General features: G+C 49.1%; 16 protein-coding genes. 5 read left to right on the top strand and 11 right to left on the bottom strand.

Annotated features, from left to right (window positions below; genetic code table 11):
- Positions 1-134: 134 nt before the first annotated feature.
- Together K331_RS0124720 and K331_RS0124715 are read right to left on the bottom strand one after the other, a co-directional pair.
- Positions 135-791, bottom strand: a complete 657-nt coding sequence (locus K331_RS0124720) for an SGNH/GDSL hydrolase family protein (RefSeq protein WP_028592354.1) — start codon at positions 789-791, stop codon at positions 135-137.
- A gap of 117 nt (positions 792-908) precedes the next feature.
- A complete protein-coding gene (locus K331_RS0124715) occupies positions 909-1,766 on the bottom strand; it encodes a helix-turn-helix domain-containing protein (protein WP_036635857.1) in 858 nt (285 codons plus the stop codon).
- Positions 1,767-1,984: 218 nt separating this feature from the next.
- Here K331_RS0124715 and K331_RS0124710 point away from each other — a divergent pair, with 218 nt between their 5' ends.
- The 3 genes from K331_RS0124710 to K331_RS0124700 all read left to right on the top strand — a co-directional run bounded on the left by K331_RS0124710 (position 1,985) and on the right by K331_RS0124700 (position 6,015).
- The gene (locus K331_RS0124710; RefSeq protein WP_028592352.1) at positions 1,985-4,018 is read left to right on the top strand and encodes a beta-galactosidase; all 2,034 of its coding nucleotides are present in this window, start codon (positions 1,985-1,987) and stop codon (positions 4,016-4,018) included.
- Positions 4,019-4,322: 304 nt separating this feature from the next.
- Positions 4,323-4,997 (top strand): tetratricopeptide repeat protein, encoded by a 675-nt coding sequence (locus K331_RS0124705; RefSeq protein WP_018883557.1) that lies wholly within the window; start codon positions 4,323-4,325, stop codon positions 4,995-4,997.
- 340 nt (positions 4,998-5,337) lie between these two features.
- Positions 5,338-6,015, top strand: coding sequence for a response regulator transcription factor (locus tag K331_RS0124700; protein WP_028592351.1), 678 nt, complete (start codon positions 5,338-5,340; stop codon positions 6,013-6,015).
- A 20-nt stretch (positions 6,016-6,035) separates the two neighbouring features.
- On the opposite strand, the gene K331_RS0124695 is transcribed toward K331_RS0124700, so the two are convergent.
- From K331_RS0124695 to rpiA, 9 genes are all read right to left on the bottom strand, one after another.
- Positions 6,036-9,161: an ATP-binding protein gene (locus tag K331_RS0124695; RefSeq protein WP_211237357.1), complete on the bottom strand. Its 3,126-nt coding sequence runs from the start codon at positions 9,159-9,161 to the stop codon at positions 6,036-6,038.
- Between the two features lie 207 nt (positions 9,162-9,368).
- On the bottom strand, positions 9,369-11,378 hold the full coding sequence (locus tag K331_RS0124690; RefSeq protein ID WP_051290011.1) for a methyl-accepting chemotaxis protein: 2,010 nt from the start codon (positions 11,376-11,378) through the stop codon (positions 9,369-9,371).
- A gap of 396 nt (positions 11,379-11,774) precedes the next feature.
- Positions 11,775-12,395, bottom strand: a complete 621-nt coding sequence (locus K331_RS0124685) for a GDSL-type esterase/lipase family protein (RefSeq protein ID WP_028592348.1) — start codon at positions 12,393-12,395, stop codon at positions 11,775-11,777.
- Positions 12,396-12,531: 136 nt separating this feature from the next.
- Entirely contained in the window at positions 12,532-12,960 is a 429-nt protein-coding gene (locus K331_RS0124680) for a GNAT family N-acetyltransferase (protein ID WP_028592347.1), read from the bottom strand.
- 258 nt (positions 12,961-13,218) lie between these two features.
- A complete protein-coding gene (locus K331_RS0124670; protein WP_028592346.1) occupies positions 13,219-13,782 on the bottom strand; it encodes a nucleotidyltransferase family protein in 564 nt (187 codons plus the stop codon).
- Positions 13,783-13,880: 98 nt separating this feature from the next.
- A complete protein-coding gene (locus tag K331_RS0124665) occupies positions 13,881-15,605 on the bottom strand; it encodes an ATP-binding protein (RefSeq protein ID WP_028592345.1) in 1,725 nt (574 codons plus the stop codon).
- Complete coding sequence (locus K331_RS0124660) at positions 15,602-16,690, bottom strand: cobalamin B12-binding domain-containing protein (protein ID WP_028592344.1); 1,089 nt, start codon at positions 16,688-16,690, stop codon at positions 15,602-15,604. Before K331_RS0124660 ends, K331_RS0124665 begins: the two co-directional genes overlap by 4 nt.
- A gap of 276 nt (positions 16,691-16,966) precedes the next feature.
- Positions 16,967-17,410: a MarR family winged helix-turn-helix transcriptional regulator gene (locus K331_RS0124655; RefSeq protein ID WP_028592343.1), complete on the bottom strand. Its 444-nt coding sequence runs from the start codon at positions 17,408-17,410 to the stop codon at positions 16,967-16,969.
- Positions 17,411-17,504: 94 nt separating this feature from the next.
- The gene (rpiA, locus tag K331_RS0124650; protein ID WP_028592342.1) at positions 17,505-18,176 is read right to left on the bottom strand and encodes a ribose-5-phosphate isomerase RpiA; all 672 of its coding nucleotides are present in this window, start codon (positions 18,174-18,176) and stop codon (positions 17,505-17,507) included.
- A 379-nt stretch (positions 18,177-18,555) separates the two neighbouring features.
- Here rpiA and K331_RS0124645 point away from each other — a divergent pair, with 379 nt between their 5' ends.
- Positions 18,556-20,313, top strand: a complete 1,758-nt coding sequence (locus K331_RS0124645) for a methyl-accepting chemotaxis protein (RefSeq protein WP_028592341.1) — start codon at positions 18,556-18,558, stop codon at positions 20,311-20,313.
- Between the two features lie 106 nt (positions 20,314-20,419).
- On the top strand, positions 20,420-24,184 hold the full coding sequence (locus tag K331_RS0124640; RefSeq protein WP_028592340.1) for a non-ribosomal peptide synthetase: 3,765 nt from the start codon (positions 20,420-20,422) through the stop codon (positions 24,182-24,184).
- Positions 24,185-24,356: the final 172 nt, after the last annotated feature.

Raw genomic sequence — 24,356 nt, 5'->3', positions numbered from 1 at the left:
ATGGGGCTATAATCAATCTTATCAGCCATTCAGTCTCCGGAGTTCCTGTTTATCCGATAGAGACACATCTAAGCAGGCAGGTCGGCTTCGGGAGCACCCTGGCTGACCTGCCTGCTTAAGTTGGCCTTCTATAATCAAGCTCTATTCCAATCAAAGCCGACGGCTTCAAGCACTGCACGCGTAATAATCATATGCCCTGCTTGATCCGGGTGGACCCTGTCCCATGCCAAAGCAGCCGGATATATGAACTCCCATTGTCGATCAAAAGCCGCTTGCGTATCTACAAGAATGGCCTCCAATTCTTCGGCAATCTCCTTCACAGCGGCTCCGTAAACATCCATCGTAGCACGCATGGGGTCCTCTGTATTCGCTTCCAGGTAGTACGGCGTGATCATCACCAACCCTTTCACCGACGAACGCACAGGGGTCAATAGCTCACGCAAGGTGCGCTTGTACTCATCCAGATAGACATGCTGTTCAGGACGTGCGGCAGCATCGAATTGTCTCCATACATCGTTTACACCGATCTTAACAGCTAGCCAATCCGGCTTGAGATCCAGTACATCGTTACTCCAACGTTCCTTGAGGTCACGCACGGTGTTCCCGCTCGTTCCCACATTGGATATACGAATGTTCAGATCCGGATACACTGCTCGGAGCAAAGCATCAATCTGCGCTACATACCCATTGCCAAGAGCCCCGTTTCCTCCCTCGCCAATCGGTCTGGCACGTCCACAATCCGTAATCGAATCGCCAATGAATACCCAACGGTCCTGACTGCTTAACTTCATCCCGGTCCCTCCACCTTGTTCCCTATAATAGTAGTCTAGCTACCTCCATGATAACCATTGTATTCCAGACTCTGCAAGATCATTTTACAAAGGCTGACAATCAGTAATAGTGCAACCTTAATGGAGCATTCGAAATTGCTGTGGAGTTACACCTTCATGCCTCCTGAAGGTCGCTACAAAATGGCTGCTGTCACGGAATCCGACACGCTCGGCAATTGCACGGACAGGCATGGCAGGGAACTCTGTCATGAGCTCTTTCGCTTTGCGCATTCGAATCATAATTAGACAAGCATATGCAGTAATCCCCATAGATTGCTTGAACAGAGAATTCAGATGTCTGATGCTGACACCCAAAATTGCAGCCATGTCTCCAAGCCCAAGAGAAGGGTCACCATAATGCTGCTCCATATACTCCAGTACAGGAATCGTTCTCTCCACCTGTTGGTATAGTGATGGCAGAGTGCCGGTTCGACCATGCTTCTTAAGCATGGCCAGGAATCTATACATATCAGAAGAGGCATCCAGCCCTAACAAATCTCTGTCGCTGGCAATGGAATCCAGCACCTGAATACCGAAGCCATCCAGCTCATTCCCCTGCTCCCAGTAGTACAAGGAGGCTGGCTTCAAGCCCAGGGCGGCGATAACAGCCAAGCACAAGGGGCCGTCAAACGTGATATACAGCGTCTGCCATACATCACTGCGGCGATTGTACCTGTGAGGCTCCCTTGGTGGCAGCAGCACCCCCGTATTTCCTCCCATCTTGAACGAAGCGCCCCCGAAGCTCATTACCCCTTCTCCCTGAATAGTCTGCAGCCAATGAAAGCACGGGAAGCCCTCTGGACGGTCTACATCCTCCTGCTGTCCATTTAGACCAATGCTATCAATGAACAAAGGAAGCTTCTGCTCGCGAGAGGTAAGAAAATATCGTTTGTGCATATTGTGAGGCTCCGGTTCCTGTTGCTCTTTCTGCTCCATTTCATCCACTTTACTCACTTCCATTTTCTTATATAGACTCTGACTTTTATTATATATTCAAGAATAATGATTTCATATAGCATAGAGTTATTCTTATATGTATTCAATTCTGTTATGTGAGTTCTGTTGTGAATACTTGTGATGTGAGTTCTGTCGTAGCTCTGTTACGTAAAGTGTTCTACTTTGGTGTCTTACTTTCATGAAAGAGGTGCTTGATCATGATCAGTAGCAAGCTGCCCAAGGTTTTTTATGGTGGTGATTACAATCCAGAGCAGTGGAGCAAGGACATTCATACTGAGGATCTACGGCTATTTAAGCTGGCAGGCATAGATATGGCTACGATAAACGTGTTCGCTTGGGCGAAAAATCAGCCTGACGAATCCACCTATCATTTCGAGTGGCTGGATGAGCTCATTGAAAGCCTGTATGCCAATGGTGTCTATGTCTGTCTGGCTACCAGCACAGCTGCCCACCCGGCCTGGATGGCGAAGAGATATCCGGATGTGCTGCGTGTCGATGCGGATGGGCGCAAGCGCAAGTTCGGCGGGAGGCACAATTCCTGTCCTAACAGTCCAACCTATCGCAAATATGCAGAACGAATGGCAGAGCGGCTGGCAGAGCGTTATCAGAATCATCCAGCCGTGCTGGTGTGGCATGTCTCCAATGAATATGGTGGCGAGTGCTACTGCGAGCATTGCGAGGCAGCCTTTCGTATGTGGCTGAAGAAGCGCTATAGTACCGTGGAGAACCTCAACCGGGCGTGGAACACCTCCTTCTGGGGGCACACCTTCTATAACTGGGATGAGATCGTATTGCCGAGCAATCTGTCTGAGCATTGGGGAAATAACAAATCGAATTTCCAGGGGATATCACTGGATTATTCACGCTTCAATTCGGATAGTCTGCTGGAATGCTACCTGCTGGAGTATGATGCGATCAAACGACGCATCCCGGATTCGATCATTACGACGAATCTGATGGGCTTCTATAAGGAGCTCGATTATTTCAAATGGGCACAGCATCTGGACATCGTCTCTTGGGATAGCTATCCCGCTCTGGACACACCTTTCAGCTTCACAGCAATGGCGCATGATCTCATGCGCGGCCTCAAGGATGGTCAGCCCTTCATGCTAATGGAACAGACTCCGAGCCAGCAGAACTGGATGCCTTATAATTCGCTGAAGAGACCGGGCGTAATGCGCCTATGGAGCTACCAGTCCATTGCTCATGGGGCCGACACCGTCCTGTTCTTCCAGCTTCGCCGCTCTATTGGCGCATGCGAGAAATATCATGGAGCTGTTATCGAGCACGTCGGACATGAGCATACCCGTGTATTTAGAGAGGTCACCCAGTTGGGCGCTGAACTGAAGGCACTGGGAGATACCCTTCTGGATGCTTCCGTTCCTTCGCGGGCAGCCATTATTTTTGATTGGGATAACTGGTGGGCGATTGAGAAATCCAGTGGACCAACCGTCGCTCTGAAGTATCTAGAACAGATACACAAATACTACAAAGCATTCTTCGATCAGCATGTTCAGGTTGATATCATCAGTCCATCTACAGAATTCACTAAATACGATATCGTTGTCGCACCTGTGCTCTACATGGTAAAGGAGGGTGTAGCAGGGCGGCTAGAGCATTTTGTCGAGCAAGGCGGCACATTCCTGACTACCTTCTTCAGCGGTATTGTCGATGAACACGATCTGGTAACACTTGGTGGATATCCTGGCAAGCTGCGGAAGCTGCTCGGCATATGGGTGGAAGAGATCGACGCGCTCTTGCCGACCCAAAAGAATCGCATCATACTGAAGGAAAAAACAGGCGTACTAGAGGGGGCCTATCCATGTGGACTGCTCTGCGACCTGCTGCATACAGAAGGCGCTGATACGATTGCCGTCTATGGCGAAGATTTCTATCAGGGTATGCCTGCGCTCACTCGCAACCGTTGGGGTAATGGTGCGGCCTGGTACGTGGCAACCGACCCGGATCAGGAATTTCTGAATGGACTGCTAACCCATATCTGCACTGAACTCGGCATTGGGGCTCCAATCACCGCTCCTGACAGTGTGGAGATCAGTGTTCGCTCCAAGGAGGGTACGGATTATATCTTCGTTATGAATCATGACCGTGAGCCTCAACAATATTACATTCAGGAGGGTACAGCATTGGAGCTGATCAGCAAACACGAATATAGCGGCGAGGTGACCATTGCCGGCCATGATGTGCATATCTTGAGACCAAGCCAGCATTAGGTTGCGGAACATATCGAAGTACAACAATTTGAGAAGCAAATGGAGACGTATCTTGGGACGCATTTGGGACGCATTTGGGACGCATTTGGGACGCATTTGGGACGCATTTGGGACGCATCTTGAGAAGCATTTCTGTGGATCGATGGATCTCCCGTTTAGTTACAGGAGTGGCACATATCATCATTGCCACTCCTGTCTGTGCTGCTGCCAAAAAAAGAAAACCGTAGTTCAGCAATCCAGCGCTGTGCTATAATATCCATGTATTGGCATCCGCTAGGCTGAATGAGGAGTTGAAGGAACGACAATGAGCAAGTTTATCATCTTTTCGGCATTATGGTGGCTGGTGGGCAATCCTTTCCTCGCCCTGCTGCTTCTGCTAATCATCATCTATGTACTTGATCGCCAATTCATCGGCATCTTCCCGAGTCTGACTCGACCCTTGAAGCGTAGACGCGAAGCAGCCCGGCTGCGAGATCAGATTGCGCTGAATGCGAATGATGTATCGGCCAAGCTGGATCTTGCACGTAACCTGATTATTCGCAAAAAATATGAAGAGTCTCTGCGTTACCTGGGGGAGATCAAGGACAGCTATGATGATTCTGCTGATTACTGGAATGCAGTAGGCACTAGTAGGATTATGCTGGGCCAGTCGGACCAAGGAGAAGCTCACTTGTTGAAGGCCTTATCTATTAATCCGCGCGTACAATACGGTGAGCCTTGGCTAAGGCTGGCAGATGCCTTCAAGGATAAGGATCAATCCAAGGCCCTGGGCTATCTGGAGCAATTTCAGAGCATTCAATCCTCTTCATGTGAAGGCTACTATTTGTCGGGGATAATTTATCAATCGTTGGGGAGAAGCCGTGAAGCGCACGAAGCATTCACCCAGTCACTGGCCATTTATCGTACGTTGCCAAAATATCGTAAAAAGAGCGAGCGCAAATGGGCACTGCGTAGTTGGGTCAATAAAATGAAGAAATAGCATGCCAATAGACGCACCCCCGATCGGGAGTGCGTCTATTCTGCTACCCATCATTACAGCCATCATTGTTATGCTGCATGTTAGTACTTCATTCCACTCTGCAATGCAATGCTTCCTTACAGTGTATCTGTTCAATGTTTCATTCAAGCACAACGATTATGAGCTCTCAGCTTCTCTAATCCGTCCATTGTCACCATCAGCAAGACTTTCCAAAGGATGAAGGGTTTTCTTGACAGACCCCTGCCTTACGTATAGATTAACAAGTATACTTGCACCTTTTTACAAATATATTAGAGCATTTCAATATGCTAGTAGCTGATGAATCCAAGAGAGGAATATCATGATCAGAGTGCTTATCATCGAAGACGACCATATGCTTGGCGACACACTGGCTCTTTATCTACAAGGAGAAGGCTATGAAGTGAGCAGAGTGGACAATGCCGAGAGGGGCCTGATCTTGTTGAGCTCCCAGCCGGATATCATTATTCTGGATCTGGTGTTGCCAGACTCACAAGGGATTAATCCCTGTGCACTCATTCGAGGCCATACTCAGGCTCCGATCATTGTGACCTCCTCATTGACGGATGTTCATGAACGGATCCGCTCGTTAACCGAGGGAGCTGATGATTTCGTGTGCAAGCCCTTCAGCATGCAGGAGCTTAAGGCCAGAATTGAAGCTGTATTAAGACGGAGCTCACTTCCGGTGAATCCCACAACAGGGCCAGCTCCTGAGCCAGGAATCACCATAGATTTGGAACGAAGAATCATTCTTCATAATTACACCAAGATTGAGACGACCTTTTCAGAATTCGAGATTATGAAGCTTTTTCTGCTGAACCCCGGCAAAGTATTTAGCCGTTACGCCCTTATTGAAGCCATTCGTGGTGTTGACTCCTATATCAACGACCGTACAGTGGATGTTCACATTACCAAGCTGCGCAAGAAGCTCGAAGAAAATCCCAAGCAGCCTAGATACATACATACGATATGGGGCGTCGGTTACAAATTCACACCTTGAATTACCATTGCAATCCCTCACTACGGCATGGATTGTAAAATAAGCTGAAGCTCATGAAGCACTTCCTCTAATGTACGCTTTATTTCATGCTCAAGAGCCCCATACTGCAGCAACTCCTCCATTTCAATCACCTTCTGCTGCAATCGTCTGGCATATAGATTGGCAGCAGCTCCCTTCAAGGTATGGATTCTACGGGACACCTGGTCGAAGTTCTTGGCGTGCAGCTCCTGCTGTACTATACTGCCGAACGACTCGTACTCCGTCTTGAATCTTCTCAGCGCAAACTGGAGAATATGCATTTTCTCATCCATTTGGGTTAGCGCTTGATCAATATCCACACCTTGAATACTGCGCAAACCATTCATGCCCGACCAAGCATCTACGATTCTCATTAGCCGTTCCGAGTGCACAGGCTTCATCAGCACTTCATTAATTCCGCTCGACAGGCATTGCTCGTGTACAGACTTGACACTGTTCGCAGTGATCGCAATGATCGGCGTCTGATCATACGCACGTATTCTCCGAATGTGCAACGCTGTCTCCATACCGCCCAGCTTGGGCATGGACAGATCCAGAAAGATCAGACTCCACGGCTTCTTTTCCAACCAATCCAGCACCTCATAGCCGTTACTTGCGATTGTCACCTCATATCCCAGATAGCCAAGTAATCCTTCGATGACAAGCTGACTAATGCGTTCATCCTCACCAACCAGAATACATTTCTTCTCTATTAAGGGGGCCGGCTCGGACATATCCTGTTCAGTGCTTCCTTCTGATGCCAGAGCGGGCTCCTCCAACATCTCAAACACTTCCAAGAGTCCAAGACGGGTAACGGGCTTAAAGAGACGGGTATCTGTCTCCACTTCGTAATCATGTGCCTCATCCACTATAACGTTACCTGCATCCGAGCACACCACAATATGCAGATAGGGTCGCAGCAGCTTCGTCAGCTCCATAATTCTGCGCTCCAGGGGATCTTCTGCATAGGCAGCTACGTTCATAATCAGCACATGCTGACCGTCCTGATCATTTGACGTTCCCCAGCCCGAGCTGATGAACTCCTTAAAGCTTGAAAATACACGCGGATTCATGCCAAAGGATTGCAGAATCTGAGTCATACTCTCTCTGGAATGAGATGGGTGATCCACGATGGCTGTTTCGTAATTAGGAATACTTACTTCCGTGTGATCAGGTAGGGCTTGCTCCTGTGAAGCTGCCAGTGCAAAGCTTAGCTCGAAGTAGAAGCGGCTGTAGCTGCCAAATGCGCTATCCACCTCCAGACTCCCCCCCATAGACTCCACCAGATGCTTGCAAATGAATAATCCCAGACCCGTTCCGCCATACCTTCGACTTATATCCGGGTCCCCCTGTGTAAATGACATGAACACCCGCGACATTTGCTCCTTCGTCATGCCGATCCCCGTGTCCTCAATCTCAAAGAGAATTCGGACTTGCTCTGCCTCTAGTGAGATGACCTCTGTCCTCAGCAGAACGTGACCAGCATCCGTAAATTTGACTGCATTGCTCAGTAAATTAAGCAGCACCTGCTCCAGTCGATAGGGGTCACCAACAACATAGAGTGGACAATCGGGATCTGTGTAGAACACCAGCTCTACATTCTGTTGTCGCGGATAGACGCCTGTCTTGTCCGCCAGTCCCTTGATCCATTTTTCGAAATGAAAGGGTACCTGCTCCAGAACCAGCTTTCCTGCCTCGATCTTCGCCATATCCAGAATATCGTTTGTAACATTCATGAGTGAGTGGGAGGAATCATTCATCTTGCGCACATAATCCTGCTGAATCGGAGACAACCTGGTTCGCTGTAGTAGTAGCAAAAAACCGATAAGCCCATTCAGTATCGTCCTGATTTCATGGGTCATATAAGTCAGGAATTCGCTCTTGGCCGCACTAGCCTCCACCGCCGCTTCACGCTCACGAGCATCCGTGATATTCTGAAATACGGCTTGAATTCGCACAAGTACATCCCTGTGATAGAAAGGAAGAATGTACACGTTGTAATACGACGACATGCCATTGTCCAATATGATCCTAAGCTCGGTCTGTTTCGTTCCTTCATTATGCTGTGTGCTTCTCATCAGCCTCACCCATTGCTCCTCTTGCTCTATATGTACCAGCCTCTCAAGGTGCTGATTCATAATCTGGGGAAGCTCGAGCTGAAGCGCTTGCAGTGCATTTGAATTGGCATACATAATACGGCCCTCAGCCGTGAACTCCATAATCCAGTCCTCTGCGTATTCCTTTAGAAATGCAAAGCCCTCTCCCTGTTCCTGGAGCTGACGCCTGACCGACTTATATGTAGCAATGTTAACACCATACCCAATCAGACGCTGAACTCTTCCATGCTCATCTACAATCGGCTGGAGCTTCACCAGTGCATAGTGACCGAGACATTCAACCTCATAATAGACTGGCTTGCCTTCCCAGGCCTCCTGATACTTCTGATGGATAAACTCAATGATCTCTTGCGGAAAAATCTCACTGTCCAGTCCAGACGATCCCATAGGTTGCCCCTGTCGATGAGGAGGAACACCAATTAACTGAAGCATCTCACCTTCAGAGAAGAGATACTCATACCTCCCGTTTCTCTTCTCTACAATAAAGGTGAACCCTGGCTGATGCTCCACCAGCTCCTCAAGCTGACGATAGCTCTGCATGAGGCGCTGCTGTCGCTCTCTGGACCTCGCCAACACGTACAATAATATAATGACCATTAACAACATCAGGGCCAGCGACAGGATTCGACACATCCATCCTGCGGCAAAGCCCTGAAACAACCCAAGCAGCATACAGTTCAACAACAAAAAAAGACCTCCTGACAGCCACTGTACGAAAAAACTCTTCAAAAAGGCATTCAGGAGGCACAATCCAGCAACATACACAAGTTCAGCTGTCCAATACTGCCAGTCCATGGCGTAGGAAGCAGGGTCCATCATCCGGTAGATCAATAGCATCATGAATATGATTACCGCAGACCCTGCCCGACCAAAATAAACCCCCAGCATATATACGATCCCGAGCATGCTCATTTCCATTGGATGATCTGGACCCTGACGGACAGTAAGTAGCACAAGGGCTGCCACTCCTAGCACTATGCCTACAACCCATGTACGCATTGGCTGCTTCATATGAATTAGCTTATCCTGCTCAAGACAGGAATGAAGAAGATAGATCGAGCATAGAACAATCCATGCCGGTAGCATAAAATCTAGTATCAAGTACCCACCATCCAGATTAGAGAATTGCATAACTATGAAACCCAGTTCCTTTAATCATAGTATGTGAAGGCTAATTGAAGCAACTAAAACAGATTCATCTGTGTGAAAAGTAGCCTCTCAATATTTGAACTTCCGTATTAATTGCTGCAGCTGCTCCGCCATATCTGCGAGACTAAGTGCAGAGGCTGATACCTGCTGCATTGCAGCCAGCTGCTCCTCTGAGGATGCGGCTACTTCCTCCGCTGTGCTCGCATTGCCTGTAGCAATCTGAGCCAGCTCAGAAGCCACAGCGGACACTTCTTCGACCCCGGCTGTAATTTGCTGGGAGATAGCAGCCACCTCTTCAACCTGCGGTGTCATCTCCTGCATGCTATTCAGTATTGTCTCGAACTTGCTGATCGTAGCTGTGGAGATATCCATACCGTCACGAACCTCGCCCGAGATCTTATTCATCATACTCACAGAAGCCTCCATATCCTGCTTGATCACTTCTGTAAGCTGCGTAATATCCTTCACAGATTGTCCCGATTGCTCCGCAAGTTTGCGAATCTCCTCGGCAACGACTGCGAAGCCTTTTCCATGCTCTCCTGCCCGTGCTGCTTCAATAGAAGCATTTAATGCCAGAAGGTTCGTCTGATTGGCTATGTCTCCTATAAACGTCGTAATTGAAGCAATCTTCACAGAACGGTCACTCAAGACCTGGATGATGTGGTTCGCCTGCTCCACCGTCTCATGAATTGAGCCCATTTGCCTCACCGTCAGCCGCACAGACTCCCCACCTTCCTCAGCTTGGGACGTGGTGTGACGAGTCAGATCTGCAACCTGGCCAGAGCGTTCCGCAATTCGGGTAACACCTACGGCGATTTCATCCAAGGCAACATTGTTCTGGACAATACTCACATTTTGTTTCTCTGCACTGCTGGCAATTTCCTGAACGGCCTTCGCTACATCCTCACTTGCCGCACTGGTGGATTCTGTACTTTGTGTCATCTCTCCAGCGGAAGTTACAACCTGGCGTGAGCTGCTCTCAATGCTCTGAATCAATAGACGTAGATTGCCCTGCATCTTGCCAAAGGCATCGGTCAGATCACCGATCTCATCATGGCTTTGTCGAACGAATTCCTGCGTCAGATCACCCTCACTCAGAAGATTAGCTTGTCCCTTCAGCTTCTCGATCGGACGAATGATGGAACGGACAACAAGCCATACCAGCACAATTCCTACCGCTAAACAGATGAGAAGAATCCATAGCATGCTCGTCAAAATGGGCTTGGCCGCCTCCACCATTTCAGAGGTATACATCGTACCAGCCAGCTTCCAGCCTGTCAGGGGATTCGTTGTAAAATACATCAGTTTATCGTCCTCACCCACCTTGTAGGAGAAGCTACCGGATGGATTCTCGTATACCTGATTCCAAAAAGCATCCTCTGCACTTGTGCCAGCTTCAAGTGTAGGATGATAGATGTACGTGCGACTGGTATCCAGCATCACCATATAGCCCTGCTCACCAATCTTGACGTTCTGCATCCAGTCCCGAAACATGGTTAGCTTGAGGTCAATTCCAATAACACCTGTTCCATCATCCAGCGCTTTGGCAATGGTAACTGTAAAATCATCTGAATTCTCTGAGCGATAAGGAACGCTCACCGTCACTTCACTCGGCTTGCTCATCGCTTCCTTGTACCAGGCCTGTTCTCTTGGGTCATAGCCTGCCGGGATCTCCTCCGCTGGAGCAGAGGTCATATACAATCCTGATTCGGTAGCAAGCTGAATAGCGGAGGCATCTTCATTTTGCTGTAAATATTGGGCGAACTCCCCTGTAATGTAATCATCTTCTTCGTTGGTGTAGAGCGCTTCATCCAACTGCTCAGCGTAGGTCTTAATATCACTGATTTTGGACTGAATGGCTATGGTGATGGCCAGATCGCCCAGCTTCACAGCTTCCTCTGCACCATGTACGATTTGCTTCTCCACTTGTTCTTTGGCATTAAAGTATGCCAGCACCCCTACTAGTATGGATGGGGCAACCAAAAACACAAGAAAAGACAGGATCAGCTTCGTTTTGAAGTTTTTTTGAATACGGGTCAACCACCCTGTTTTTTCGAGCTTTGCCACTTTCGAATTCAATTCCTCACACCTCTTCTTCTGGTTTTATAGTTCCTCAATCCATATTCATGAGCGAATAACAACCTTCAATATAATCTGAAGCAGCAAGAACTAAGACCAAAGAACTACCGTGCTAAGTATAGGAGAAAATCATTAAATCAAATGCTAACCATTCATAAGAAAACTATGAATTTCCTTAACACTTGTTAAGAAAACTTGAGAGCATTTATGGCAATTCTCTATGACGTTCGTCGTCATTCGACAAAAATAAAGCGGATATAAGAATATCAATAAACGATTTTCGCAAAAGCACATGCCAGCCACTCTACACAAAAAAAGAGACATCCTTCAGCCCAAAGGCGAAGAACATCCCTCTTGTTACACCATCATTTCTAATCAGCTCTAGTCAGCTATAGCCTATCTCAGCGGATAATATCCTGCTTGATTCAATTGTGCAGCGATCACTCGATAGCCTCGTCCGTTGGGATGGATCCCGTCCAGTGAGAGCAAACGCCGCTCTTGGCCTGCGAAGCTGTCCTGAATCTGGACTGCCCGAATGATCCCAGCATTCATTGTGCTGAGAAAACGATTGTATTGCCCCACCCAATACTGTGCCTGCGGATAGCGCGGCAGTGGGTTGTACAGCCCCAGAATTCGAATAAAGAAGGGTTCCCGGCTGCCTCTCTTGATCTGCAGTAGCGTATTCACGATCCGGCGCACATTGCGTTTGGTCAGCTCCAGATCCCCTCCTGCATCCCGTTGCATGCCAGAGCGCGCCATCCTCAGCAGATCATTGCCCCCGATACTGACGGTGATGATATTGGCCTGACTCACCCCGCTCTCCAGCAAGGTAGAGCTGTTCAACTGACTGAGTAACTCTCCTGAAGTTAACCCGTTCACCCCATAATTATGCAGTATAATTCGCTCTTGCAGTGACCGCTGTGCCATGCTTCTATAGAGAGGAACGAAGCCGCTGCCAGGCAGTGCCCCGGTCCCTACCGTGAGCGAGTCACCAAGAGCCGTATAGCGATATGCCATATTCCCTGCCTCCCTGTCGGTTCACCCTCGCAGAACTATGCTTCTGCTACAATGATTACACTGCCGAAGCAACGCTCCGCTGAACTGGCGTTAATGCAGTATATGTAAAGACAGGGGATACGGGCACGGTGAATGCTTAGTCCAGCTCTACTTCATACACACAGCGGTAATGCTCAAGTCCAGTGTGCGTATCCTTCGTTATGTACACCGCAAATCCGAGCTGTCTGAAGAACTGTGCTCCTTCCTCGTCGGTATTTGCCGTCATACGCTGTAGCTCACGCTCCTTGATCAATTCCAGCAGCATTCCTCTGGCATACCCTTTATGTCGATTCTCCGGAAGAACAGCCAGATGCTGCAGCTTCAGCTCCCCATCGGCCTGCTCAACGAAGCCGGTGATCCCAACGATCAGCCCCTCGTCCTCATACCCGTATAGATGCCAGTCTGCCAACGAAGCATAATGCTCAAGCAGCTCATCCTCCTCTTCTCCAGTCGAAATAGCCGCGTAGCCTAGCAGCTCTCTAATTTCGGGGCGTTGCACTAATTCATTCCTGATATCCTTGAACATGTTGGTTCCTCCTGATCAGCTGATTGTTAGGGCAGACAAGCTTGCCCCTAGTTGAAGATAATAGAATGTTTCATTTGAAAATGAGTCGGCACTGCTGACGCCAAAGTATCCCACGAGCGGAATAATTACTACAAGGAGCACGATTATCACCAGAACACCTAAAACGATCCTGAGTCTCTTATGGTTCACGTTGAAGCCTCCTGTATGCTTTGTGTCATATCCGTTCTTTTATAATGCCTCCTATTGCAGGATTTCAGGTTATGCTTCCACAATTAGAAGCGGCCAGGTATCCAGCCACTGTTTGTCGAACACCCGTTGCCGGAAATAGGTGTCGCTCCGAAAGTATGGACCCTTGCGTACCTTCAAGTCCATTAGATCCTGAAGCCCGAAGGGAGCAACGATCTGCAGCTGATCCTCCTGGTCCAGATAGATGCCTACCGCCGTAGCCGTCTCTGGCCAATAACGCATCGCATCGGTCACTGAAGCGTATGGAGCATGTCCATTGCGTATATGCATATGAGCCTGATTCTTGACCGACCAGTTCCGATGAATCTGATCCCGGCCCAGCTGCTGTTCAAGCCATTCATCCCGCTCGTCGCTCTGCTGCTCGGGATCAAAGTATATGACGTCAATATCATTTAAAGGGGTCAAGGACACATAGCCGTGAAGCTTGTCCCAGACACGGTTCCGCACATATCCGGCCGCGATGCAGGCTTGCGGTAGCCCTAGCTCCCTCACACGTCTCAAATCATCATATACCTGTGGGTCTTCCAGCCAAGCCAGCAGCCGCTCACGCTGCTCTATGTTGATATGATGTTCCATCAGATCCCTCCCTAAGATGAAAATAACATGCACGCACTCGTTACAGAGTACATGCATGTCCAAGAACAACTTCCAAACTACAGCCTATCAACTACAATCTACAAAAAAGCTTCGAGAGCAGTGCAGGTCATGTGATACGTTGGCTCCAGCTTGGATATGACCGGTTTGACGGTCGACAGCTTCCGATCACGCGCAGCTTGCTCAATATCAGCGAACATGATCGACATTCGCTTGATGCCCAGACTGAGACTTCCTGATTTTAGCTCGTGCGCAGCCTCCAATATTTGATTATACACACATGGATCGAACTCCTCCTGCTCCAGCAGACCGATCAAGCGTTGCAGCTTGTATGGCGTATCACCCTTATATATTTCCAGCAATGAAGCAAGCAGCTCTGTGCTTCCATCCTCATCCAGAGCCATGATGTCTCGGATGACCTCTTCATCAATGAGGGCCTCCTCCGGTGCAGCTTGAGGAAGCCAGTGCTGCAGCTTCTCCCTTAGCAAGTGAATCGAGGCTGGCTTTTGCAGGAAATCGTCAATGCCCGCAGACGCCCCCTTACTCCTTTCCTCTTCACCAGAGCTACCGGATAAGGCGATAATGGGTATCCGTTCGCTTTGTGATTGCTGTTCGTGTGCACGAATGTGAGCTGCCGCAGCATATCCGTCAAGCTTTGGCAAATGAAGATCCATCAGTATGCAGCCGTAATGGCGGCTACGTGCATACTCTACAGCCTCTTCACCGCTTACCGCAAAATCCAGCTCTTTCAGCCCCAATCGTCTTAGCTGCTCTCCAATCACCTTCCGGTTCACAAGCTGATCCTCTACTACGAGAATCGGCAGCATGGTATCCATCTTGTCACACTCAGTTAGTTCTGCTGGAGCACCAGCCTTCGTAGCATGCGTGGGGTGAAGCTCAGGATCACTGGCCTTGCGCAGCACTAGCTCAATCCAGAAGGTTGCTCCCTCCTGCTCTACGCTGATACATCCGATCTGACCGCCCATCATTTCCACGAACAGCTTGCTAATCCATAGCCCCAGGCCTGTGCCTCCATGTGGTGATGTCTGTCCCTCTACCGTTTGGGTATAAGGCTGAAATAATATGGATTGATCAGCTTCCGAAATGCCTATGCCGGTGTCGCTCACCTCAAAACGCAGTCGTTGCTGTTCGTCGCTGTTCTCCAATAGCCTGATCTTGATCTGCAGCTGCCCGGCAACCGTGAATTTGTTAGCATTGCCAAGTAAGTTGAGCAGTACCTGTGTGAGTCTCGCTGCATCCCCGATGAGCCTTGTTTCCACGCCCTGCTCCAGCTCCGTAGAGATCACATTGCCTTTCTGAGCAGCCTGTACCTCAAGCAAAGCTGTAACTTGCTTCATCATATCCTGCAGATTGATAGAGGTAGCCTGCAGCTTCATTTCTCCGGCCTCAATTTTGGATAGATCGAGCAGATTGTTCACCATGTCCAGCAGCAGCTTGCCTGACTCCTGAATCCACTGTATCGACTCCCGCTGGGCAGCAGGCAGCTCCTCTGCCAGAAGCACCTCTGTCAAGCCAAGCATTCCGTTCATAGGTGTACGAATTTCATGGCTTACCATGGCAAGGAACGTACTCTTCGCCTGATTCGCTCGTTCGGCCTCCATTCTCGCCTGCTTCAGCTCCGAATTGGACTTGGTCAGCTTTCTTTGCAGATTCACTAATTCATTATTCATCCCGGAGAATTCGCTTAGTACTCGTTCCTGCTCCGTCTGTGCTGTCACGATCTGCCTGGATAGGTCCTCAATGATCTTGCGTAGATTCTGAATTTCCAACGAAGGATCACTCATGCTGTGTTACCTCCCTGGGCTATATGTGACAATAGATCAGCAGCAGCCTTCACTGCCTGATCCGCATCTATCGCGAAGCCATCTGCTCCAACTTCCTGCCATAGCCTGCCATCCATGTTGAACGGCTGTCCACCCACCATGATCTTTACATGGGCTGTTCGCTCGTCCGCACGAATCGCAACAATCAGATCCTTGATCAGATGAACATGAAAAGCCATCGTTGCCGATAGTGCCACTAGGTCGACGCTATAGTCAATAATAGCCTGAATTACATTTCGCTGCGGTACATTCGCCCCCAGATAGTACGTGTTCCAGCCTTCCATTTCAAAGAAATCCGCTATCATTCGAATGCCAATCTCATGCTGCTCCTGCCCTACGCAGGTGGCGAGTAGCCGATATCCATCACGTGAATGAACGATCCATCGACCATACAGGCTGGACATGATGAACTGTGTGGCTGCCGTACAGAAATGCTCCTGAGCGACATTCATGTCTCCCATCTGCCACAGTCGTCCAATCTCATATTGTGTAATCTGAAAGATATATTTATAAATATCCTTTATAGCTACCTCATTCTCCAGAAGCTCCTCCACAAGCTCAAGTGCTTCTCTTCGGTTCCCTGCACTTAGCAAGTCAAGGTACGTTCTAGCTTCCTCATATAACGGGTTATCCTGCCGGATGAACGAGGGGTATTCCTCTGGTTCCTTGATTCGTTCAATGCCGAGTAACAAATGGTCCCGCAGCATCGTCTTGCCCGGGTGCTCCAGTAATTCCTCCAGGGCATTGTCGATCAGCTGCAAGTTGATCACAAGATCCTGAGAGGTGATACCGAACCCCTCCAGCAGAATTTTGAGCCAGGAAATGTACTGAACAAACAGCTTCGGACTGTCTACCATGACACTCTCTGCCAGAAATTGAAGGCTATAGAGCGTATCCTGCCTAGTCTTCACTTTACCGATTGGACCATATCGCTCCATCAGCTCGGGTTGAAGATCATATTGTCTATCTACTATCCAATCAGCCAGTTCACCCGCCCGTGTGAGTAGCAATTCGCCAGCGTTGCTATATCCAGCTTGTATACTCAAGCGAATTCACTCCATCCGGATTAATATAGTACCGCGAGCTTCAAAATGATGAACACTATAATTGAACTTCAATACGATGAGCTACAGTAATATAAGGTCAACCTTTAGTATAACGTATACTGCTTCATGAATTAACCCGTATTCGCAAACAATTCGTAAAATAAAGGACTTATTAAGTCTATTATCTTCAAATAAAAAAAGTACCGGTATACATAATACCGATACTTCTTCACCGATACTTCTTCGTAAAGCCAATTGGAGTGCGAGCCCTCTACCCTATCGCTCCGCTCCGAATCCCAGCTTACGCAGTAAGGTGATGGCCTGTTCCTTCTCCTTCAAAGACAGCCCACTGACCGCATCCATGATAACCTCCCGATGACCTGGGAAAATCTGCTCGAAAAAGTGACGACCTTCCTCGGTTAGCTCAGCATAGATCACGCGCCGGTCATCCTGGGACGCCCGACGGGTCAGCATATTCTTCTTTTGAAGCTTATCCACTACATAGGTAATATTACCACTGGAAATCAAGACCTTCTCACCGATCTTCTGTAGCGGCTGCGGACCACGATGGTACAATAGGTCCAGCACTCCGAATTCCGTAGTATTCAATCCATAGCCATGAATATCCCGATTCGTGCGGGATGTTACTGAATTATAAGCTCGTGCTAGCACGACAAACAAATTAAGGGATATTTCCTGATGATCCGTTGAATTAGACATAAAAGCCAGCCTCCACACCTCATATCTTAATTCAAAGATATATTAATTGTATGGAACTGTCAAGATCACCAGCGCTTTGTAGCCTGTCCACATGCTAAGCTCGATTTCTGATGCGAAGCTGACCGTCAGCAGCTGCGATAATAACTTGGTCCGCCATGCCTACGAACAAGCCGTTGTCCACGACACCTGGAATCGCATTCAAGATAGCTGCCAATGAACCCGGCTCCTTGATCTGACCATAGCTGCAGTCAGCGATGTAGTTGCCGTTATCAGTAATATACAGCTCTCCGTCCGCTCTTCTCCAGCTCACTGTGGCACCCGTCTCCTCAAGCGACCTTTTGGTCCATTCATGAGCGAAGGGTACTACCTCTACAGGTAACGGGAAAGCTCCCAAGGTCTGAACAGCCTTGCTCTCGTCAGCTACAATAATCAGCTTGTCCGACTGAGCCGCCACGATCTTCTCTCGCAGCAATGCTCCACCGCCGCCCTTAACCAAATGAAGATTCTCATCCACTTCATCAGCGCCATCAATGGTGAGATCCAGGCGATCCAGCGACTCAAAGGGAACGAGTGTAATGCCAGATTCCTCCGCCAACTGTTCAGAAGCACGAGATGTTGCCACCGCTTCAATCTTCAGACCATCACGCACGCGCTCACCGATCTTCAGAATTGCCCAGTAAGCAGTAGAGCCAGTCCCGAGGCCTACCTTCATCCCATCCTGGATTGCTTCGACTGCCTTCTCGGCTGCGATTTTTTTCATGTTCATAATAATCGCTCACCCCCACTTGTAATCTTACTTCCTAAGTGTACTACAAACTTTGATAACTAGAGGTGTTTTTTTTGAGTTTTTCCAGTATCATATTTTTGTACTCTTTTTCTAATGATTGCATAACAATGCATATTTACGCAATTACATCTAAGTTTTACATCCGACTGATCTCATATAACTCTCACTTTGCTCTTCATTTTAAGACTATTTTTTACGATATTACATATGGGGTCAGCAAATTACCAGGACTTGAGTCTTATATGACAGGAGGGCAGAACAACTTAGTCAATACATAGAGAAAGGAATGACCACCAGCTTCCCTAGCGTCAAGATTATGAGTTCTAGCAACATTATTTCGAACCAGGAGTGAGCATTTTTGAAAACTTGGACCCGACTTTCATTTTTCACGAAAAACCTTCTTCTTTCTTTCATTAACATTATTTTGATTGGGACCCTGCTGATCGCGTCCAGCTACCTGATTCAGAAGTCTGTTCTGATCGACCAGCTCCATAGCCAGATTGAAAAGGTAACGGAGAGCTGGTATCAACAGATTGATGCCGAGGAAGTTAGACAGGCGGTTACGGAGCAAAGCTATGACGGCCCTGCACAAACCAAGCTGCGCGAGACGCTCGACACCATAAGCAAGTACAATCCTAACGTGAACTATGCTTACATTTTTGGGGTTGAGCTTGAAAATGGTCGTGGGACCTCGATTGTCGCTATGCCTACCGCTCTGCGCAACGACTTCGAAGCAGCGGATATGGGCGTTGGTGCTATGTATGAACAACCGGTAATTATTGCAGATGCGGTGGGTAAGATGCTGAATGCTGGCAACCCAACGTTCTCAGACATTTACTCCGATGACTTCGGTACCTGGACTACGCTGATGTATCCGCTCAAGGATAGCAGCAACAAGATTTTTGCGTATTTTGCTGTTGACGTGGATGCGAGCGCTGTGCCTAAGGGGCTCACCAAGACCCTATGGACTGGTATCGCGATCATGGCCTTGTTCTTCGTTATTTTCTTCGTCGTCCAGTATATTGTCGTCAAACGCACACTGTCTCCGATCAAGGAATTAATCCATGGAATCGAAGAGGTCAGTGAAGGTAATCTGAATGTTCGTATCAAGGCAGGCGTCGATGACCTTGGCATTGTGAATGACAAATTCAACACTATGGTTGAGCGTATGAACAACACCATGGCCCGAGTACAATTTACAACCGATGAAGTGAATGAATCCGCCAAGGAGCTGCTCGCGATCTGTGAGCAAAATGGTACCAACGTTAACACAATTAACGCCAATATCAATGAAATTACGGATAACATCAAATCTCAAGAGCAATCTTCTATGAACACAGCTCGTTCCATGTCTGAGATGGCATCGGTCATTCAGACAATTGCAGTCAATGCCTCCAGTCTTGCCTCCGAGGCCGATTCCGTACAACAGCGCTCCGTGGAAGGCAACATGGTCGCACAACAGGCTGCTGAGCAAATGCACAAGATTACAGACTCCGTTAAGAACACTTCGCGGGCTATTCGTCTGCTCGAAAGTCGTTCACAGGAAATTGGTAACATTCTGAACATTATTAGTGGCATTTCCAGCCAGACCAATCTGCTTGCCTTGAACGCCTCCATTGAAGCAGCTCGTGTCGGTGAGGAAGGTAAAGGCTTTGCTGTCGTTGCTGGAGAGGTCCGCAAGCTTGCTGAGCAATCCCAGGCAGCCACCCAGCAAATCACTGGCTTGATTGAAGAGGTTCAGAAGGAGATCAAGGAAGCCTCGATCGCTATGGAGACAGGTACCATGCAGGTCGAAGAAGGAATTGCTGTTACAGAAAAAGCTGGATCATTGTTCGAGAATATTCTCGGTGCTACAAGAAGCTTTGTCGCACAGATCGAGGACCTGTCCAGCTCTACCGAACAGATCTCGGCAGGTACTCAGGAAATGACGGCTACCGCAGAAGAACTCTCAAACACAGTGAGCAAGACTGCCAGCAACAGCGGCTATATCTCTCAGACGGTGGAAGAGCAGAAGGCTTCAACGATCTCAATCATTGACTCCTCTAACAAGCTCAGCTCTATGTCTGAGGAACTAAGAGAACTGATTTCCTATTTCAAAGTATCCAATCCGAGCTAATGCATAGTCGTAACGTATAGCTAACTTCCAAAGAGCGCCTTCCATACTTATTTCTCGGATGGAAGGCTTTTCTTTCCCTATAACATTCATTGGAGGAGATCTGAACATGAGTCATTCCAATACGAATATTACTGCCCCAGTCATTCAGGCACTTCCTATTCCGCTCGATCGTAATCGCAGACACCGAACCTACGAGCAGGACAACTTGAATGTACAGCTTGACCGGACCGTATATGAAGCTGTGCAGGCCAAGATTCCTGTAGCGCAACAAGAAGCGTTCTTCACAGCCGTATTCTTTGCCTGGATGTACAGACTCTCTGCGGAGACCGAGCTGGCCTCCCTCATCTACAGTAACACGGCGGGATGGAATGTGTGGGAGTTAGAGCTGCAACCGTCCTTAACGATGTCCGAGCTAATGAACCAGTGCCATGATCTTCATTCCTCTAACGCATCCCGACTCACAGAGATCGGTGCGGAGGTTGTGTTCTCATATTTGCAGGCTGGCGACAAGGTACAGGACACTGCTGAATCGGCAAAATCCTTGCAGTCGTTACCTGAAGCTATGCCCGAGCCTATTATCGCTGTACATGTAGCAACCGAGGAAGACGCGTATCATGTTCACATTCGGTATGATCGCTCGCTACTGCTGGCTGACACGATGGAGCGCTATGCTTCCTATTACAACGTAATAGCATCAGAAGCAGTAGCCCGGCCCGAGAAGTCCATCAGCTCGTATGATATTCTGAGCGATTATGATCGCGCTGCTCATGAACAGCTTAATGCAACAGAGGTACCTTACCCGGAGCAGCAGACCATTCACGGCATGTTCGAAAGCGCAGTCGCTCAGTATCCTGAGCATGGAGCCATCGCCTCAGGTACAGTAGAGCTTACTTATCGGGAATTGAACAGCCGCGCGAACGAAATTGCCGCGGAGCTGTTGTCCAGAGGACTTTCGAAGGGTGATTTCGTCACGATTTACATGGATCGCAGCATCGAGACTGTCATCTCACTGCTTGGCATCATGAAGGCAGGCGGCGTATATGTACCAGTAGACCCAGACCACCCTGCGGAGCGTAACGGCTTCATCGTCGAAGACACTCACTCGGCTTACGTCCTGACGAAGCAGTCCTATCAAGAGCAAGCTGCTGAGCTATGCTCAACCATCTCGACCGTTCGGGAGATTCTGATCATAGAGGAGTTACTAGTCGGACGCGAGACTGCCAATCCGCAGCTGGATGTGAGCCCAGACGACCTAGCTTATATTATCTACACCTCTGGCTCAACGGGTAGACCTAAGGGTGCATTGATCGCTCACCGCGGTGTCGTGAACCTTGGAGCCGTCGTGCAGCGGGATTGCGACATTGAACCACACGATGTGCTGACCCAGTTCGCAACCTACAGCTTCGATGCCTCGATCTGGGATACCATCGGCGCGTTATTTTACGGGGCTAAGCTATACTTACTCTCTTCCGAGGAGAGGGTATCCGTCGAAGAATTTGCAGAGGCTGTCGAGCGGACTGGCACTACCATTATTACGATTCTGCCTACCGTATTCTTCAATCAGCTATCCACCTATCTATCGGATGAGGGCTATCGCAAGCTGTCCCGGGTGAAGATTATTACGGTTGCAGGAGAGGCTCTCTACGGGAACCAAGTCCGGGCATTCCAGAAGAAATTTGGTACACGAACGGACATTGTTAACGTCTATGGACCTACTGAATGCACCGTAGCTACAACCACACATCGGGTTCGTGGTGCCGTGGACGAGGAGCAGGTTCACATTCCGATCGGGCGACCGATCCACAATTATCAAGTCTATGTTCTTAATGAGGAAAACCGCCTCTGCCCTGTCAATGTGCCGGGAGAGCTATGCATTGCTACACCTGCACTTGCCAAAGGCTACCTGAACCAGCCAGAACGAACAGCACAGTCGTTCGTAGACAATCCATTCATTCCTGGAGGTCGTATGTACCGCTCAGGCGATATTGTTCGCTTGCTGCCAAATGGTACTCTGGAGTATGCCGGACGCAAGGATTCCCAGCTCAAAATCCGGGGCAACCGTATTGAAATTGGTGAGATTGAAGAGCAGCTGGCTCGTCACGCCGATATCCAGGACGTAGCTGTTATTGCCAAGAAGGATGCACAGGGACAGAATATGCTGGTTGGATACTATACCACCACGCATGGTACAGAGCTTGAGACTGCGGACATTAAGGCACACCTGGCAGCGAAGCTCCCATCCTACTTCATTCCCGACTTCATCATTGGGCTGGAGCGCATGCCCCTATCGCCAACTGGCAAGCTGGATCGGAAGAAGCTGGCCTCGATGCCACATGAGCAATACGTACAGAGCAATGCATTGCCAGGGGAGCCTCCTCAGACGGAAACAGAGCAGCGGATCGCTGATGCCTGGCAAGAGGTACTTGGGCATGGTGGCATTATGCGTGACGATGATTTCTTCCGTATTGGCGGGAACTCGTTACACATCATCCATGTGCTGGCCAAGCTCAAGCCTCATTATCCGGGACTCCGGATTGGTGATTTCTTCCGTCATACGACGGCGCATCAGTTGGCTGATTATGTTCAACAGCTGGCTCAGCAATCCGAGCAGCCATTATCAGCAGATGGTGCCGAGCAGCAAGTAAATCTTACACAGCAAGGTCCCAAGATTGAGCTGAACGAGCATCCGCTGGAATTTGTACCGGATAAGTCCTTTGCTCCAAGGCCGATTCACAAGCTGCTGATTACAGGCGCTTCTGGCTATCTCGGCTCACATATCTTACATGATGTACTGCGCTTTACTGAGGCAGAGGTCTTCGTCATGATGCGTCATACGGAGACAGAGGCAGCCTATCAGCGACTTGCTGGGATTCTAACGGAATACTTCGGCGCATCCGCTGCCAATGTGTTGCGTGACCGGGTAACCATCGTATACGGCAATTTGGAGGAGCCTAATCTGGGAATGCTTCCAGAGGTTCACAAGTTGCTGAGTGAGCAGTTGGATGCTATTATCCACAGCGCTGCTGACGTGCGCCACTTTGGAGATTCAGCGGCATTCGAACGCACGAATGTTAATGGTACACGGGCCTTGCTTGATCTTGTCGCCTCTAGACCAGGAATGTCCTTCCACCATATATCGACGATGGGGATCCCGGAGGATCTGGCCATGAGTGGGCAATGGGAACGCGCGCTGCAGCACTCCTCCTTCCCGGCGGATATGCAGCTGGAGAATCTGTATTCCAACAGTAAGCTTGACGCTGAACGTCTGTTATTCGAGGCTGCAGCCTCAGGAATACCTGTCACGGCCTATCGGGCGGGCAACCTGTCCTGTCATTCAGCCAGCGGGCGGTTCCAGACCAACATCGAGAGCAATGCCTATTACCGGATGCTCAAAGCCATGCTGTTGCTGAACAAAGCTCCCGAGGCGGATTGGGATACGGACTTTACACCTATTGACTATGCGAGCCGGGCAGTGGTCGAATTGGCATTCAACGCGGAGAGCGCGAACCGCATCTATCATATCTGCAATCCGCAGCCATTGCCTTATGCAGAACTAATTGACATGATGCGTGAGCTAGGCTACACCATTGACACCCTGCCATTCGCAGAATACACCTCCTGGCTGCTGAATCCTAGCAGTCAAGTGCAGGATGATGCGTTGCAATTGGCTATGGGACAGCTCGAGGGAGACGGAGCGAAATCCTCCGCTTATCGTTATGGCTGCGCAGTGACAGCCGCACGGCTGGAGCAGCTTGGTGTTCGCTGCCCCGTGACCGATCAGGCCTTCATTCAGCAAATGGTGAAGCATGCCATAGACGTAGGGTATTTTCCGCAGCCCGCCGTGCTTCAGCAGCCATCCGCTGCTCGCTGATTCTGGGCACAGATGCTTCAGCATCACTTACACTTCACAGCTTGAACATTCGCTTGAGTCCGTTAAAGCTGGTAGCATGCTGTAGCTCCGTAATATAGAATGACTAATTCAAATGTCAGTACAACAGAACGCGAGCATTCAGAGACGTCTTGTCTTGAATGCTCGCGTTTTT

Source organism: Paenibacillus massiliensis subsp. panacisoli DSM 21345, assembly GCF_000426545.1.
Lineage (GTDB): Bacteria > Bacillota > Bacilli > Paenibacillales > Paenibacillaceae > Paenibacillus > Paenibacillus panacisoli.
Note: the sequence above shows the minus strand (reverse complement) of the source record. Positions and strands in the feature narration are given on the sequence as shown.